The following is a 16074-nucleotide window of genomic DNA, read 5'->3' on the forward strand; positions in this document are numbered from 1 at the left end:
CTGTGGCGAGGGGTTCTCGTCGGAGTGCTCGGCGGTTTTTTTCGGCAAATGACGTTTTTTGCGTGCTATCTGCCGCTTTGCCACCTTGCCCTGCGCGCCAGCGTCTACGATGCTTGGATAACAACGACAACACCTGAGTAACCGCCATGAAGACCGTCGCCCAACTGCTCAAGCTCAAAGATCAGAAAAACCAGGAAGTGCACCAGATCAAGCCAGATCACATGGTGCTTGAAGCGCTGATGAAGATGGCCGAGAAAAACGTCGGTGCCCTGCTGGTGGTGGAAGACGACAACGTGGTCGGCATCATCAGCGAGCGCGATTACGCGCGCAAACTGGTGCTGCATGGCCGCTCATCGGTGGGTACGCCGGTTCGCGACATCATGGTGGCGAACGTCATTACCGTTGATACCCACCAGACCGTCGACACCTGCCTGAGCATCATGTCGGAAAAGCGCCTGCGCCACTTGCCCGTGGTGGAGAACGGCAAGTTGATTGGCTTGCTGTCGATTGGTGACCTGGTCAAGGAAGCGATTGCCGAACAAGCCGAGCTGATCAAGCAACTGGAGCAGTACATTCGCGGGGAGTGATCTCCCGAAACACCACGATTCCCTGTAGGAGTGAGTCTGCTCACTCCTACTACTGGATTTACCGTGTGTTCACACGGGCCAATGCCGTGCAAACACCGGTGCCAGCACCGGATGTCGATCAATGCGCTGCAACCACGCATAAAATCCCGGCCGGGTCTGACGCAGATGCTCGCGGCTGCCCGCCCAGCGCGTCACCACCGCCGCCAGCACATCCAGCGCACCCGGTGTCTCGTCGTCCAGGTACAGTTCGGCGGAAAACTGGTCGGCAAACACTTCCCAACTCCAGTGCAATCGCTGACGAGCGCCGGCGATCAGGTTCTGCCGCGACGCTTCATCCGGCATCACCAGCCAGCGCTCGGGGTAGTCGACGACGCCGATCGCCGCGTAGCAATTGCTGACGATGTAGACCAGACCGCAAATGGCCTGATCGCGTTCGTCCGCCTTGGCCGGCAGCAAACCCGATTTGGGAAATGTCAGGCCCAAATGAATCAGAATCGCCGCGCTCTCGGTGAGCACGCTGCCATCGGGCAATTGCAGGGTCGGGATCTGCTTCAGGGGATTGAGCTTCGCCAGATCCTCGGCGGCTTCGGTACTGGCTTCGATATCAATGAAGCGATAAGCGATCTGGCACAACTCCAGCGCCGCTTCGATGGCGGCTGCGCCTGAGTTGCGATGTCCGTAGAGCTGATACATATCCCCTCCTCAATCCCCGACAGGCCTCTGATGTAGCACTATTTATAGCTGTTGTATGCGATTTGGCCCGATTTTCCCATGCGCTCGTACCTGCAAATCAAACCTCGCAAGAAAGCGCTGGCGGTGATTAAAAAATATTTTTCAGTCACTGCATCCAAACCCCTCCGTCACGGGTAGTCCCTGTAACAGCCCTCCTCGGCTGTCAGCGGTTTACCCTTTTCGGAGAAAGACACTAATGAACACCACACAGCTGATCTGCTTCACCGGTTTGCTCGCCGTCACCTCGACGACCTTCGCCCAAAGCAACTATCCGGACGCCATCAAAGTTCCGGAAGGCCACAAGATCGCGTTGGAAACCACCGGGGTGGGCGAGATCACTTACGAATGCCGCGACAAGCCCAACGCTGCCGGGCAGACCGAGTGGACCTTCGTCGGCCCGAAAGCGGTGCTCAATGATCGCAGCGGCAAGCAGGTCGGCACCTATTTCGGTCCGCCAGCCACCTGGCAGGCCAAGGACGGTTCGAAAGTCACCGGTACGCAATTGGCCGTGGCGCCGTCGACTCCGGGCAACCTGCCCTATCAACTGGTCAAGGCCAACCCTGCTGAAGGCAAAGGCGCAATGACGGGTGTCAGCTACATCCAGCGCGTCGCGCTCAAGGGTGGCGTGGCGCCAGGCAGTGCCTGCACGGCGGATAACAAGGGCAAGCAGGAAGTGGTGAAGTATCAGGCGGATTACATTTTCTGGGCAGCGAACTGACGTTACAGGCCTGACACAAAACCTGTGGAAGCGGGCGTGCCCGCGATAGCGGTGGATCAGTGAAGTAGAAACTGGCTGACACGACGCCATCGCGGGCAAGCCCGCTCCCACAAGGTTCTGTGTGCAGAAGTTAAATGTCAGCTAGATTGCACCACATGACCTTGCCTGAAACCGAATTCGATTATGAAGCCCGTCTCGCTGCCTGTGCCCGCGGCGAGCGTTCTGCCCTGCGCGATTTGTACGTGCAGGAAGGCCCGCGCCTGCTCGGTGTGGCCAAACGGCTGGTGCGCGACACGGCGCTGGCGGAGGACATTGTCCATGACGCATTTATCAAGATCTGGAACGGTGCGGCGGGGTTTGACGCTTCACGGGGTTCGGCGCGTGGCTGGATGTACAGCGTGACGCGGCATCTGGCGTTGAATCAACTGCGTGATCACCGTCGGGAAACGCCGTTCGACGAAGACCACGAAGTGCTCGACGAGACTTTTAACGCGCAGGATCATTCGGCGCGCATCCATCGCTGCCTGGAACAACTCGACCCACAGCGTCGGCGCTGCATCCTCCACGCCTACGTCGACGGCTATACCCACGCGCAAATTTCCACGCGCCTCGGCACGCCGCTCGGCACGGTCAAGGCCTGGATCAAACGCAGCCTCAACGCCTTGCGGGAGTGCATGGGATGACCACTGAATCGGCGCAGGAACGCGATGAACTGGCAGGAGAATACGTGCTCGGCACGCTCTCTGCCGAACAGCGAATCGAGGTGCAGAAACGCCTGCCACATGAGCCTGATCTGCGTGCGGCGGTGGATGCCTGGGAACGGCGCTTGCTGGAACTGACGGATTTCGCCTCGCCGCAACAACCGTCAGCGCTGCTGTGGCCGCGGATCAATCGCAGCATTGATCGACTCACGCAGCCAACACCTTCAACCTCATGGTGGAACCTGCTGCCGCTGTGGCGCGGTTTGAGCGCTGCCGGCCTGGCCGCCACATTGTTGTTGGGCGCGATGCTGCTGACCCAGACCACACCGAAACCGAGTTATCTGGTGGTGCTGGTCGCGCCGCAGGACAAGGCTCCGGGCTGGGTGATCCAGGCGAGCAATTCGCGGGAAATCCAGCTGATTCCCTTGGGTGTGATGGAAGTGCCCGCGGACAAGGCGCTGGAGTTCTGGACCAAGGCTGACGGCTGGCAAGGCCCTGTATCGCTGGGGTTGGTCAAACCGGGGCAGGCGCTCTCGGTGCCTCTGGACAAGTTGCCGCCGCTGGAAGCGAATCAGCTGTTCGAGTTGACGCTTGAAGGGGCGAACGGTTCGCCAATCGGCAAGCCGACCGGGCCGATCCAGGCGATTGGCCGGGCAGTCAAAGTCCTCTGAATCAATCATCATTGCCGTCGATGATCACCATCACGGCAATGAAGTTCTCTTAAAAAATCTCCGGCGTAACATCTGCTCCATACCAACCCAATAACACCCCGGAGCACACCATCATGAAACGCCAAACTCTTCTCAGCATCGCTTTCTCGGTTTTCGCAGTTAACGCTTTTGCCGCTACCCCGGCTCACACGATGATCGCTGCCGATGGCGCAGATCGTGTGCACCAGAGCACCATCGCCGCTGACGGTTCGGATCGCGTCAAAGGCAACACCATCGCCGCTGACGGTGCTGATCGTGTCAAAGGCAACACCATCGCCGCTGACGGCGCCGATCGCGTCAAAGGCAACACCATCGCCGCTGACGGTGCTGATCGTGTCAAAGGCAACACCATCGCCGCTGACGGTGCTGATCCTGTCAAAGGCAACACCATCGCCGCTGACGGTGCTGATCGTGTCAAAGGCAACACCATCGCCGCTGACGGTGCTGATCGTGTCAAAGGCAACACCATTGCCGCTGACGGTGCTGATCGTGTCAAAGGCAACACCATCGCCGCTGACGGTGCTGATCGTGTCAAAGGCAACACCATCGCCGCTGATGGTTCAGATCGCCTGAATGGCAACCGTGTCGCTGAAGGTGGTGCGGATCGTCTGAACGAACTTCGTAACGCTTGAATGAATGGCGTTAATCGCAACAACCCAGAGAAACCCGGCTCCCGCAGCCGGGTTTTTTATGTCTGGTTTTTTATGTACGGGAAAGTTATCCGGCCTTGGCCATGCAGCGTTTGTAGCGCTCGTCCACACGTTTGGCGAACCACGCGGTGGTCAGTTTGCGGGTGATTTTCGGGCTCTGCAGGACGATCCCCGGCAGCACCGCCCTTGGCAGCGATTTGCCTTCGGCCTTTTCGGCCAGTGCAAAAACCTCTCGGTACAGCTTGGTCTCTTCGAATTCCAGGGTTTTGCCCTTCTCCAGTTGATCGCGAATGGTCGGATTGCGCATGCCCAATGACTTGCCAAGGGTACGCACCGCCAGCTCCGTGCCGCCGGGCATGATCGAGTCGTAGCGGATCAGGTCGCCATCCAGCGCCAGCGGGATACCCGATGCGCGGCTGACCGCATTCTGAAACGCCGCATTGCGACTGGCGTACCAACCGGCGTTGAAGTCGGCGAAGCGATAGAGCGGCTCGCGGTAGCTCACGGGGTAGCCGAGCAAATGCGCGATGCCGAAATACATGCCGCCGCGACGGCTGAACACTTCGCGGCGGATCGTGCCGTCGACGGGGTACGGATAGTCCTTGGCGTGCTGCTCGGCAAATTCGATGCTGACCTGCATCGGCCCGCCGGTGTGCACCGGGTTGAAGCCTCCAAACAGCGTGCGACCCATCGGCACCATGCCGATGAACTCGTCAAAAATGGCACTCAATTCCTTTTCACTGCGCGCCGCCTTCAAGCGTTCGCTGTAGGTTTTGCCATTGGAGGAGCGGACCTGCAAGGCGCCGCTGACCAGCAAGCTTGGGATGTGGACTTTGCCGGCACGACGGTCGATTTCGTCGCGGGCGATCTTGCCCAGGCCCGGCACCGTCGGATCGGCTTGAAAGGTTGATTCCTGCTCGGTAACGGCCAGCACCGAACACAGGTTTTGCGTGGTCGGGCTGATGTCCTGTGCAGCGAATGCCACGTAAATATCAGTCGCCCAGCCCTGGCGGTCAGCGATTTTCGCCGGCATCAGGCGCACGATCTCAGCCTTCACTTCGGCCGGAGGACGCGGGGCGGGCTCTCCATTGCGCTGGCTGGCGCAACCGGCCAGCACCAGCATTGCCGCGAGGGTGATCAGTAATCGAGGGGTGTGCATGTTGCTTCATCCAGTCCGTTGAGGCGGGTTCACCATACGTTCAATAGCCCAATCTGAACACTTCCCCCCGTGGGAGTTGCCGAAGGAAGTCAGAAAGGCGTGATGACAAACTGATTGCAAAACGTTATTGAGAAAATATATCATTCGCGCCTGGAGTCGCATTTGCGCAAGGAGTTCCCGCGCCGCCCCACTTTCTCACCGGCCGTGCGCCTCCAGGTATGAAACATGTCCGCTCCTGCCCGACTCCGCGTTCCTTTTCGTCCGACGCTTCTTGCCCTGCTCTGCTCCCTGACCGTTACCGCCCACGCTGCTGAAGAAGACAACAAAGCGCTGGTGCTCGATAACGTCAATATCAACGCTCAAGCGCCCACACCAAACGCCCTGCCCCCGGTCTATTCCGGTGGTCAGGTCGCACGCGGAGGCCAGCTCGGCGTGTTGGGCAATCAGGACATGATGGACGTGCCGTTCAGCGCCGCGTCCTACACCGAACAACTGATTCAGGATCAGCAAGCCGAAAACGTCGCCGACGTGCTGCTCAACGATTCGTCAGTGCGTCAGGCTTCGGGGTTTTCCAACCAGTCGCAGGTGTTCATGATCCGTGGCCTGCCGCTCAACGGCGACGACATTTCCTATAACGGCCTGTATGGCGTGTTGCCGCGGCAGATCATTTCCACCGACGCCCTGGAGCGCGTGGAAGTGTTCAAAGGCCCCAACGCTTTTATCAACGGCGTGACCCCGACCGGCTCCGGCATCGGCGGCGGCGTCAACCTGCAGCCAAAACGCGCCGGCGACGTGCCGCTGCGCCGCTACACCACCGACATCAACAGCGAAGGCCGCATCGGTCATCACTTCGACATCGGCCAGCGTTTTGGTGAAGACAACCGCTTTGGCGCACGGATCAACCTGTCCCAGCGCGAAGGCGATACCGGCATTGATCACGAGAACCAGCGTTCGAAACTGTTTGCCATCGGCCTCGACTATCGCGGCGATGCGCTACGAATTTCCGGCGACTTCGCCTATCAGAAAGAGCGCGTCAACGGTGGCCGCAACTCGGTCAACCTCGGCACCGCCACGCACATTCCGGATGCGCCATCAGCCGACACCAACTACGCGCCGAAATGGGGCTACACCGACATCGAAGACACCTTCGGCATGCTCCGCGCCGAGTACGACCTGAACGACAACTGGACCGCCTACGCCGCTGGCGGCGCCAAGCACACCCGTGAAGTCGGGCGCTATAACTCGACCACGCTGGTCGGCAACAACGGTGCATCATTCACCACTGGCTCGTTCATTCCCCACGATGAAGACAACACCAGTGTGATGGCCGGCCTTAACGGTAAATTCAACACCGGCCCGGTCAGCCACAAGCTCAATTTCGGCCTGACCGGCATCTGGGCCGAACAGCGCAGCGCCTATGATTTTGACCTGACCAAATACGCCAACAACATCTATCACCCGGTACAGACCCCATCGCCGGTCGGCAACTTTTCCGGTGGCGATCTGAATGACCCGGGCATCGTCGGCAAAACCTTCAACCGCAGCCTCGCGATCTCCGACACCCTCGGTTTCTTCGATGATCGACTGCTGATCACCGCCGGCCTGCGTCGTCAGCAATTGGTCGTGCAAGGTTACGGTTACGCCAGCTACGGCAGCGGCCCGCGCTCTTCGAGCTACGACGAGTCGATCACCACGCCGGTGTACGGCATCGTATTCAAGCCGTGGGAGCACGTTTCGTTCTACGCCAACCACATCGAAGGCCTCGCTCAAGGCCCGACTTCGCCGACCAGCTCCGGTGGCTTTCGCGTGACCAACGGCAACGAAGTCTATGCACCCGCCCGCTCCAAGCAGACCGAGGCCGGGGTGAAAGTCGACATGGGCACTTACGGCGCGAGCCTGGGTGTGTACCGCATCGAGCAGCCGAGCGACGGCTACTGTGAAATCGACAGCGCCACCACGTGCACCTACGTGCGTGAAGGCGAGCAGGTCAACAAAGGCGTAGAAATGAACGTGTTTGGCGAGCCGATCCAAGGCCTGCGCCTGATCAGCGGCCTGACCCTGATGGACACCGAACTGAAAAACACCCTCAACGGCGCCAATGACGGCAACCGTGCCATTGGCGTGCCGACCTTCCAGTTCAACGCCGGCGCTGATTGGGACGTTCCCGGCCTGCAAGGCGTAGCGCTGAATGCGCGGATGCTGCGCACCGGCGGGCAATACGCCGACGCGGCCAACAACCTCAGCCTGCCGACCTGGAACCGCTTTGACGCGGGTGCGCGTTATGCCTTCAAGGTGTCGGAGAAAGACGTGACGGTGCGTCTGGGTGTAGAGAACCTGGCCAACAAGAAGTACTGGGAATCGGCGCAGGGTGGTTATCTGACGCAAGGTGAGCCGCGCGTGGCGAAGTTGTCGGGCACGATTGATTTCTAAGGCCTGAAAAGCCCCTCACCCTAACCCTCTCCCGGAGGGAGAGGGGACTGACCGGGGGATGCTGAAGAGATACACCGACGTGAACATGCTGTACTGAATCCACAATCGACTCGATTTCTCAGGTCGACGGATCGCTCAAGACCGCTCGGTCGGCCCCCTCTCCCTCTGGGAGAGGGCTGGGGTGAGGGGCTGGATTCCCGTCACACCATTACACGTCAGTCGAACCCCAAAAAGGCCCCGCAACTTCAACGCTGCGGGGCCTTTTTCCGTCTGGCCGACAAACTGGCCACCCTCTCCTTCTGATCCATACTTGCTCCTCAGCAAACGGAGAGCAGGCCCATGAACCGCAGCGACGTCCTGATCATCGGCGCCGGCCCCACCGGGCTGGTGCTGGCCCTGTGGCTGAGCAAATTCGGCGTGAAGGTGCGCATCATCGACAAGACTGCCGCACCCGGCACCACTTCCCGGGCGCTGGCGGTGCAGGCGCGAACGCTGGAGCTGTATCGGCAACTGGACCTGGCCGAGACCATCGTGCGCAACGGTCATCAGGTGGCGGCGGCAAACTTCTGGGTCAATGGCGAACCGGTCGCACAGTTGCCGCTAAACCGTATCGGCGAAGGCCTGACGCCCTACTCGTTCGTCGAAATATTCCCGCAGGACCAACATGAACAGCTGTTGATCGAGCGTCTCGAAGACTATGGCGTGCGCGTCGAGCGCGAAACCACGCTGGAAAATTTCGAGGAAACCAGCGACGGCGTAACCGCCCATTTGCGCCTGCCCGATGGCGAACAGGAAATCTGCCAGGCCTGCTATCTGGCAGGTGCAGACGGGGCGCGGTCGGTGGTGCGCAAAAACCTCGACGCCGGTTTTCCCGGTGGCACTTATCAGCAGATTTTCTATGTGGCGGATGTCCAGGCCAGCGGCCCGGCGCTCAACGGCGAGTTGCATCTGGATCTGGACGAAGCCGACTTTCTCGCGGTGTTTCCACTGGCCGGCAAAGGCCGCGCGCGATTGATCGGCACCGTGCGTGACGAACGTGCGGAGCGTGCCGAAACGCTGGAGTTTTCTGATGTCAGCAGCCGCGCCATCGAACACCTGAAAGTGCACATCGAGGACGTCCACTGGTTTTCCACCTACCGCGTGCACCACCGCGTGGCCGAGCATTTTCGCGGCGGGCGGGCGTTTCTGCTCGGCGACGCGGCCCATGTGCACAGCCCGGCGGGCGGTCAGGGCATGAACACCGGCATCGGCGATGCGATCAATCTGGCGTGGAAACTCGCTGCAGTCCTCAGTGGCGGTGCCGAGGCGAAACTGCTCGACAGTTACGAAATTGAACGCATCGCCTTCGCCCGGCGACTGGTCTCCACCACCGACAAAGTGTTCAGTTTCGTCACGGCCGAGGGGCGCATGGCCGATCTGTTGCGCACGCGGCTGGCACCGTTTCTGATTCCCAGGATGGCGTCGTTCGAGGCGAGTCGCGAATTCCTTTTTCGCACGGTTTCACAAGTCACTCTCAACTATCGTGGCATGCCGCTGAGTCAAGGCACGGCTGGCCACGTCCACGGTGGCGATCGCTTGCCGTGGGCACATGACGGTGAGGGAGATAATTACGAACCGCTGCGCCAGCCATGCTGGCAGGTGCATGTGTATGGCGACACCAGCGACGAAATGCTCGCCTGGTGCCTTGAACATCATTTGCCGCTGCACGTGTTCGACTGGCGACCGGCGTTTGAAACGGCAGGATTGGCGCGCAACGGTTTTTACCTGTTGCGCCCGGACACCTACGTGGCGATTGCCGATAGCAGCGCCGATCCGAAAGTGATCGAACGCTACTTCCGCGACCAAGGAATACGGCCATTTTTCGCCTGTTCCTGAGACGCACGAACACCACAAAAACCTGTGGGAGCTGGCTTGCCAGCGATGTGGTCAGCACAGCCAAAACCAGCCTCGACTGAACCACCGCTATCGCTGGCAAGCCAGCTCCCACCGTGTTTTGCCGTGTGGCTTAGATCCCGGCCAGCGCCAGATCCATCGCGAAATACGTGAAGATCAGATCCGCCCCCGCACGCTTGATCGCACCCAGGCTCTCGCGCACCACGCGATCCTCATCAATCGCTCCGGCCTGCGCGCCGAACTTGATCATCGCGTACTCGCCGCTGACCTGATACGCCGCCAGCGGCAGGTTCGAGGCCTCGCGGATGTCGCGGATGATGTCCAGGTACGCACCGGCTGGTTTGACCATCAGCGCATCGGCGCCTTCCTGCTCGTCGAGCAACGATTCGCGCAGAGCCTCGCGGCGGTTCATCGGGTTCATCTGATAGCTTTTGCGGTCGCCCTTCAACGCGCTGCCGCCGGCCTCGCGGAACGGGCCGTACAGCGCCGAGGCGAATTTGGTCGAATAGGCCATGATCGGAATCTGGGTGAACCCGGCCGCGTCCAGTGCCTGGCGAATCGCCCGCACCTGACCGTCCATCGCCGCCGACGGCGCAATCACATCAGCACCGGCACGGGCAGCGGCAACGGCCTGCTTGCCGAGGTTGATCAGGGTCTGATCGTTGTCGACTTCATGGTTGTGCATCACGCCGCAGTGGCCGTGATCGGTGTATTCGCAGAAGCAGGTGTCGGACATCACGATCATTTCCGGCACGGCGTCCTTGGCGATGCGCGACATGCGCGACACCAGGCCCTCTTCGCGCCAGGTGTCGCTGCCGTTGCTGTCCAGATGATGGGACACGCCGAAGGTCATCACCGACTTGATACCGGCGCGGGCATAGCGCTCGATTTCGCTGGCCAGTTTGCGCTCGGGAATACGCATCACACCGGGCATGCTCTTGATCGGCACGAAGTCATCGATCTCTTCCTCGACGAAAATCGGCAGCACCAGATCATTCAGGCTGAACTCGGTTTCCTGGAACAGACTGCGCAGGCTCGCATTGCGGCGCAGACGGCGGGGACGTGCTTCGGGGAACTGACTGGACATGGGGCTTTCCTGAAAACGGAAGATGAGACGAAAGTCGTAGGGGGCGAAGCTTATGCCCTGCGGGCGTTGGCGTACAAACCTGGATCAATCAAGACAGCATTACTGAGTGCGTAATAATCTTTCAGGCACATCCTGAAACTCTGTGGGAGCTGGCTTGCCAGCGATGACGGCGGCAGGGTCGACATGAATGTTGCCATTTCCACCGCTATCGCTGGCAAGCCAGCTCCCACAGGGTTGTGTGTCAATCAGGAAGGGATCGTTAAACCACGGATTACCGCAGGCCGTGCCAGAAAACGCTCCAGCACCCGGGTGACATTCGGGAAGTTGCTGATGCCCACCAAGTCACCGGCCTCATAAAACCCGATCAAATTACGCACCCACGGAAATGTCGCGATATCGGCAATGGTGTAACGCTCGCCCATGATCCAGTCGCGACCTTCCAGCCGACCGTCGAGCACCTTGAGCAGACGTTTGCTCTCTTCGACGTAACGATCACGCGGGCGCTTGTCCTCGTAATCCTTGCCGGCGAATTTGTTGAAAAAACCGAGCTGGCCAAACATCGGGCCGATGCCGCCCATCTGGAACATCAGCCACTGCAGGGTTTCATAGCGCAAGTTGCCCTCCTGCGCGAGCAACTGGCCGCTCTTGTCGGCGAGGTAAATCAGGATCGCGCCAGACTCGAATAACGGCAGCGGCTGATCTTCGGGGCCGTGAGGATCAAGAATCGCCGGGATCTTGTTGTTCGGGTTCAGCGAGAGGAACTCCGGGGACAACTGATCATTGGTATCGAAACCCACGCGGTGCGGCTCGTAAGGCAGACCGATCTCTTCAAGCATGATCGACACCTTGACGCCGTTGGGTGTCGGCAAGGAATAGAGCTGAATCCAGTCAGGGTACTGCGCCGGCCATTTCTGGGTGATCGGGAACGCGGACAGATCGGTCATGGGAAGCATCCAGTCACAAATTAAAGCCCGATCATAATGTAGGAGCTGCCGCAGGCTGCGATCTTTTGATCTTGAGCGTTTCACCAGGATCAAAAGATCGCAGCCTTCGGCAACGCCTACAGGAACCGTAACATTCAGTGATTATTCTCTGCCAATGCCGTGAGTGCTTGCCATTAGAGTGCCGCGCACGCTTGCGAATCGAACCAAAGGGCCTCAGAGGACTCTGAGCTATGCCCTTGTTGCAGAGGAAGCGCTTTATGACATGGAAAACACCCGGTGCTGGGAGCCTGCGGTGTAAAGGTTTGTCAGCCTTAACCGAACACGCTGAAGACCTTTTTATTTCATGTCGAATTTGATGAGTTTCGCCAAACGCTTCAAACATCGCGCCTACGTTGCCCTGCCCTCCCTGTTGGCGGTCAGCGCGTTGTTTCTGTCGCTTGAGTCCAGCGAAAGCCGTGCACAACCGGTGGACGGCACCCAGACCCTGGTGTTCCTGCGCCACGCCGAAAAGCCTGAAGGTGGCCTCGGCCAGCTCAATTGCCAGGGCTTGAACCGAGCCATTGACCTGTCGACGTTGCTGCCGGAGAAATTCGGCGCTGCCGACTACGTGTTCGCCGCCAATCCGACGCGCAATGTCGAGGAAGGCGAGCTGGACAACTCCTATAGCTATATTCGCCCGCTGATGACCATCAGCCCCGCCGCCATCAAGCTCGGCCTGCCAGTGAACATCGAATTTTCGGCCAATGACACCAGCGATCTGGCGCGCGAACTGCTGGAGGACAAGTATCACAACTCCACCATCTACACCGCGTGGTCCCACGGCTATTTGCCGGAACTGATCAACAAGGTGGCCGGGAATGCCGTCGGCGAAAAACAGTCCATCACCGAGGACTGGGCGGGCAGCGACTTCGATTCGCTGTACGTGCTGACCCTGACGTGGCACAACGGCAAGGCCAGTTTGCAGAGCCACAGCTACAAGCAAGGGCTGGATAACGGCAAGGCCACCTGCCCGACTTAAGTCTTCGGGTGTCTATTCGGGCCTCATCGCTGGCGAGCCAGCTCCCACAGGTTTTGAATGCACAACGAAGGCTGTGGAAGGCTGGATGATGGCTGGGACACTTGCCTGACTTGAGCCTTTTACTGTCAGTGATGGCCTCATCGCTGGCAAGCCAGCTCCCACAGGTTTTGAATGCACAACGAAGGCTGTGGAAGGCTGGATGATGGCTGGGACACTTGCCTGACTTGAGCCTTTTACTGTCAGTGATGGCCTCATCGCTGGCGAGCCGGACTCCCGCAGGTTTGGAGTGATGCGCATATTTGCGGTGCCCCCACAACACTGTGGGAGCTGGCTTGCCAGCGATGAGGCCGGCAAACACGCCATCAGACTTTCTGATTCACCCGCTCGCGCAGATACTCGATAACCGCCTCACGCTCCCCGGCAAACTCGATACGCCCGCCCTTCTTCTCGCGCTGAAACACATACATCGGATCGTAATACTCACGCAGCAACCCCTCGATCCAGCCGCGATGCAGATCCACCGCACAACTGCGGGCCTGCTCTGACAGCGCCGCTTCCATCAAATCGAACAGCCGCCGATGGCGCTCGCCACCCAGGCGTTTCTGCACGTTGTTCAGGCTCTCCAGCAGCCGCTCTGCGAACAGCGCAAAACCTTCCTCGCCATGCACCGATGCAAACTCGGCAGACAGATCGACCACGTAATCACGCAGAATCCGCTCCACGCGATCCTCGAAACTGTCTTCCAGCCAGACCATCGGGTACTGCTGCATGCCCTGATACATCGCCAGCGGCAAGGCGCAACTGCCGACCACCCGGCTCTCGTCCTCCAGCACAAACTGCGCGATACCGGCATCACGCTTCTTGAGGATGTCGATGGCCAAGCGGTTCTCGAAATCGATGTTCGACGGCTGCGCGGTGGCGCGTTTACCGAAACTGGAGCCGCGGTGATTGGCGTGTCCTTCCAGATCCAGGCCATTACGCAATTGCACCAGCACTTCAGTTTTGCCGGTGCCGGTCATGCCGCCCAGCAAGACGAAATCACACTGCGCGATGGCTTGTTCAGTGGTGTCGATAAGGAAGCTGCGCATCGCCTTGTAACCGCCGCCCACGCGCGGATAGTCAATGCCGGCTTCGTCACGCAGCCATTGTTGGGTGATCTGCGAACGCAACCCGCCGCGGAAGCAATAGAGGTAACCATCGGGATGGGCCCGGGCGAAATCCGCCCAGGCCTGAATACGCTCGGCCTTCACCGCACCGGACACCATTTGATGGCCCAACTCGATGGCGGCCTGCTGGCCGTGCTGCTTGTAGCAGGTGCCGATTTTCTGCCGCTCGATGTCATTCATCAGCGGCAGATTGATCACGCCAGGAAACGCGCCTTTGTGAAATTCGACCGGCGCGCGGGCGTCCATCAGCGGCCGATCGTTGAGGAAAATATCGCGGTAATCGGTGCAGTCGCGGAGCATCAAATCACCTCGACTGCGTTCGTCTGTCGCTCGACCAGTTCGCCAATTGGCGCCAGGTTCAAGCCCAGTTCGGCGGCGACGGCGAGGAACTCGTCATTGCCTTCAGCCGTTACCGCGATCAACAGACCGCCGCTGGTTTGCGGGTCGCAGAGCACACGTTTGTGCAGCTCCTGCACGCGGCCAACCTTGCTCGAATAACTGTCGAAGTTGCGCAACGTACCGCCGGGGACACAGCCCTGTTCGAGGTAATACTCGACGCTGTCCAGACGCGGCACTCGGTCGTAGGCGATGCGTGCCGTGAGCTGGCTGCCGTCGGCCATTTCCACCAGATGCCCGAGCAGGCCGAAACCGGTGACGTCGGTCATCGCCGTAACGCCAGCGAGTTTGCCAAAGCGGCTGCCGGGTTTGTTCAGCGTGCACATCCAGTCGCGAGCGACGCCGACGTCGGCAGGACGCAACTTGCCTTTCTTTTCGGCCGTGGTGAGGATGCCGATGCCCAGCGGTTTGGTCAGGTACAGCAGGCAACCGGCGGTAGCGGTGTCGTTGCGCTTCATGTGGCGTTTTTCCACCAGACCGGTAACCGCAAGGCCAAAGATCGGCTCTGGCGCATCAATCGAATGCCCACCCGCCAATGGAATGCCTGCGGCGTCGCACACCGCACGGCCGCCACGGATGACTTCCCGCGCGACTTCCGGCGCCAGCACATTCACCGGCCAGCCGAGTATCGCAATCGCCATCAACGGATCACCGCCCATCGCATAGATATCGCTGATCGCGTTGGTCGCGGCGATACGGCCGAAGTCGAACGGATCATCGACGATGGGCATGAAGAAGTCCGTGGTCGACACCACACCGCGCTCGGCATCAATCTCGTACACCGCCGCGTCATCGCGCGAGGCGTTGCCGACCCACAGTTTCGGGTCAAGGTTCTGCGCGCCACTGCCGGCCAGAATCACCTCCAGCACCTGCGGGGAAATCTTGCAGCCGCAACCGGCACCGTGACTGTATTGGGTGAGGCGAATCGGCTCGCTCATGGGAAAGAGTCTCTGGCAGGGAATGGGGCGGATTCTAGCAGAGCGCGGCTGACAATTTTTCTGCTGACTGTCAGGGTGCCTTCATGAGCAAGCTCGCTCCCACCTCAGATCGCTCAGACCCACTGTGGGAGCGAGCCTGCTCGCGAAAGCTATTGAGCAGTCAATGAGCATGTCACTGCAAAGCGCAGAAAGTGTCCTGATGAAAAATCATCCGCCACTGTTCGACAGTTCCTACACCGATTTCACTGGTTACATGTTTGGGCTACGGCAGGTTGCGTCTTTGCCTACAACAACGCCAGAATCGGCCGGCTTGTGTGCCTTGCGCGCTGTCCCTATTGTTTCTCGGTCGCTGAAATACAGCGGTCGGGCTTGGCGGCCCGGAAAGGTGTTGCAGGTTCTGTCATGAAAGTTTCAGGCGCTTATGAGTGCCGGACTCACTTTATGGCAGGTTGCACATGGATTCCTTCGGGGATGCCGATTCACCTTTCTCGGTCCGCCAACCTTGTGCAACCTGCCACCCACTCTGCTTGGCGGCAGATGGGGTAAGTCCATCGATCTGAAAGGTGATTTCACAATGGTCAAAGTTACTCCGGATCCCCCAGCACCATGTTCATGGTCGCCCCCGACATCGACACCGAATCTCTCCTCGCCAATACCTGTGAATCATTGGCCTCTGCCAAAGTGATGCTGACCGAGTTTGCCGCCGTGCTGAATGGCCCTAACCGCAGCATCGTGCTGGGCATCGCGCAGATCGTCATGCTCGGTGAACTTGCAGTGAACCGGGCCTTGGACAATATCGACCCGCAGCAGTAAAGAACGAAAGATCGCAGTCTGCGGCAGCGCCTACAGGAAAACGCGAATTCCCATGTAGGAGCTGCCGCAGGCTGCGATCTTCTGCCACTGCAAAAAAACCGCCCTTTCGGGCGGTTAAAAGTGCTTCGACCC

The 16074-nt window shown here is 59.6% G+C and carries 14 protein-coding genes and 1 pseudogene; 9 read left to right on the forward strand and 6 right to left on the reverse strand.

Annotation, left to right across the window (positions count from 1 at the left end; translation table 11 throughout):
• The first annotated feature begins 146 nt into the window (after window positions 1-146).
• Window positions 147-587, forward strand: a complete 441-nt coding sequence (locus H8B20_RS15885; RefSeq protein WP_210623806.1) for a CBS domain-containing protein — start codon at window positions 147-149, stop codon at window positions 585-587.
• 69 nt (window positions 588-656) lie between these two features.
• On the opposite strand, the gene H8B20_RS15890 is transcribed toward H8B20_RS15885, so the two are convergent.
• Complete coding sequence (locus H8B20_RS15890) at window positions 657-1280, reverse strand: glutathione S-transferase (protein WP_210623807.1); 624 nt, start codon at window positions 1278-1280, stop codon at window positions 657-659.
• A 235-nt stretch (window positions 1281-1515) separates the two neighbouring features.
• On the opposite strand from H8B20_RS15890, the gene H8B20_RS15895 reads away from it, so the two are divergent.
• The 4 genes from H8B20_RS15895 to H8B20_RS15910 all read left to right on the forward strand — a co-directional run bounded on the left by H8B20_RS15895 (window position 1516) and on the right by H8B20_RS15910 (window position 4080).
• Entirely contained in the window at window positions 1516-2037 is a 522-nt protein-coding gene (locus tag H8B20_RS15895) for a DUF3455 domain-containing protein (protein WP_042560063.1), read from the forward strand.
• Window positions 2038-2192: 155 nt separating this feature from the next.
• Complete coding sequence (locus H8B20_RS15900) at window positions 2193-2720, forward strand: sigma-70 family RNA polymerase sigma factor (RefSeq protein ID WP_042560064.1); 528 nt, start codon at window positions 2193-2195, stop codon at window positions 2718-2720.
• Window positions 2717-3409 carry an anti-sigma factor gene (locus H8B20_RS15905; RefSeq protein ID WP_210623808.1) on the forward strand — a complete coding sequence of 231 codons (693 nt, stop codon included), beginning with the start codon at window positions 2717-2719 and terminating at the stop codon, window positions 3407-3409. Before H8B20_RS15900 ends, H8B20_RS15905 begins: the two co-directional genes overlap by 4 nt.
• Before the next feature lie 113 nt (window positions 3410-3522).
• Complete coding sequence (locus tag H8B20_RS15910; protein ID WP_210623809.1) at window positions 3523-4080, forward strand: hypothetical protein; 558 nt, start codon at window positions 3523-3525, stop codon at window positions 4078-4080.
• An 85-nt stretch (window positions 4081-4165) separates the two neighbouring features.
• Here H8B20_RS15910 and H8B20_RS15915 read toward each other — a convergent pair whose 3' ends face one another.
• Window positions 4166-5257: a DUF1615 domain-containing protein gene (locus tag H8B20_RS15915; protein WP_210623810.1), complete on the reverse strand. Its 1092-nt coding sequence runs from the start codon at window positions 5255-5257 to the stop codon at window positions 4166-4168.
• A gap of 225 nt (window positions 5258-5482) precedes the next feature.
• Between H8B20_RS15915 and H8B20_RS15920 the strand changes: the two genes are divergently transcribed.
• Together H8B20_RS15920 and H8B20_RS15925 are read left to right on the forward strand one after the other, a co-directional pair.
• Window positions 5483-7687 (forward strand): TonB-dependent receptor, encoded by a 2205-nt coding sequence (locus H8B20_RS15920; protein WP_210623811.1) that lies wholly within the window; start codon window positions 5483-5485, stop codon window positions 7685-7687.
• Window positions 7688-8026: 339 nt separating this feature from the next.
• Window positions 8027-9562: an FAD-dependent oxidoreductase gene (locus H8B20_RS15925; protein WP_210623812.1), complete on the forward strand. Its 1536-nt coding sequence runs from the start codon at window positions 8027-8029 to the stop codon at window positions 9560-9562.
• Window positions 9563-9692: 130 nt separating this feature from the next.
• Here the strand turns inward: H8B20_RS15925 and hemB are convergent, their stop codons facing one another.
• Window positions 9693-10667, reverse strand: coding sequence for a porphobilinogen synthase (gene hemB / locus H8B20_RS15930; protein ID WP_047300672.1), 975 nt, complete (start codon window positions 10665-10667; stop codon window positions 9693-9695).
• Between the two features lie 245 nt (window positions 10668-10912).
• Window positions 10913-11611: a glutathione S-transferase family protein gene (locus H8B20_RS15935; RefSeq protein ID WP_210623813.1), complete on the reverse strand. Its 699-nt coding sequence runs from the start codon at window positions 11609-11611 to the stop codon at window positions 10913-10915.
• Window positions 11612-11954: 343 nt separating this feature from the next.
• Here H8B20_RS15935 and H8B20_RS15940 point away from each other — a divergent pair, with 343 nt between their 5' ends.
• Window positions 11955-12629 (forward strand): hypothetical protein, encoded by a 675-nt coding sequence (locus H8B20_RS15940; RefSeq protein WP_042560072.1) that lies wholly within the window; start codon window positions 11955-11957, stop codon window positions 12627-12629.
• A gap of 362 nt (window positions 12630-12991) precedes the next feature.
• Here H8B20_RS15940 and mnmH read toward each other — a convergent pair whose 3' ends face one another.
• Both mnmH and selD read right to left on the reverse strand, forming a co-directional pair.
• A complete protein-coding gene (gene mnmH / locus H8B20_RS15945) occupies window positions 12992-14095 on the reverse strand; it encodes a tRNA 2-selenouridine(34) synthase MnmH (RefSeq protein ID WP_210623814.1) in 1104 nt (367 codons plus the stop codon).
• On the reverse strand, window positions 14095-15129 hold the full coding sequence (gene selD, locus H8B20_RS15950; protein ID WP_210623815.1) for a selenide, water dikinase SelD: 1035 nt from the start codon (window positions 15127-15129) through the stop codon (window positions 14095-14097). The genes mnmH and selD overlap by 1 nt, the downstream gene beginning before the upstream one ends.
• Window positions 15130-15723: 594 nt before the next feature.
• Here selD and H8B20_RS15955 point away from each other — a divergent pair.
• A pseudogene (locus H8B20_RS15955) lies at window positions 15724-15942 on the forward strand (DUF6124 family protein); the annotation flags it as partial.
• Window positions 15943-16074: the final 132 nt, after the last annotated feature.

Origin of the sequence: Pseudomonas sp. P42 (assembly GCF_017973755.1) — a bacterium.
Taxonomy (GTDB): Bacteria; Pseudomonadota; Gammaproteobacteria; order Pseudomonadales; family Pseudomonadaceae; genus Aquipseudomonas; species Aquipseudomonas iridis.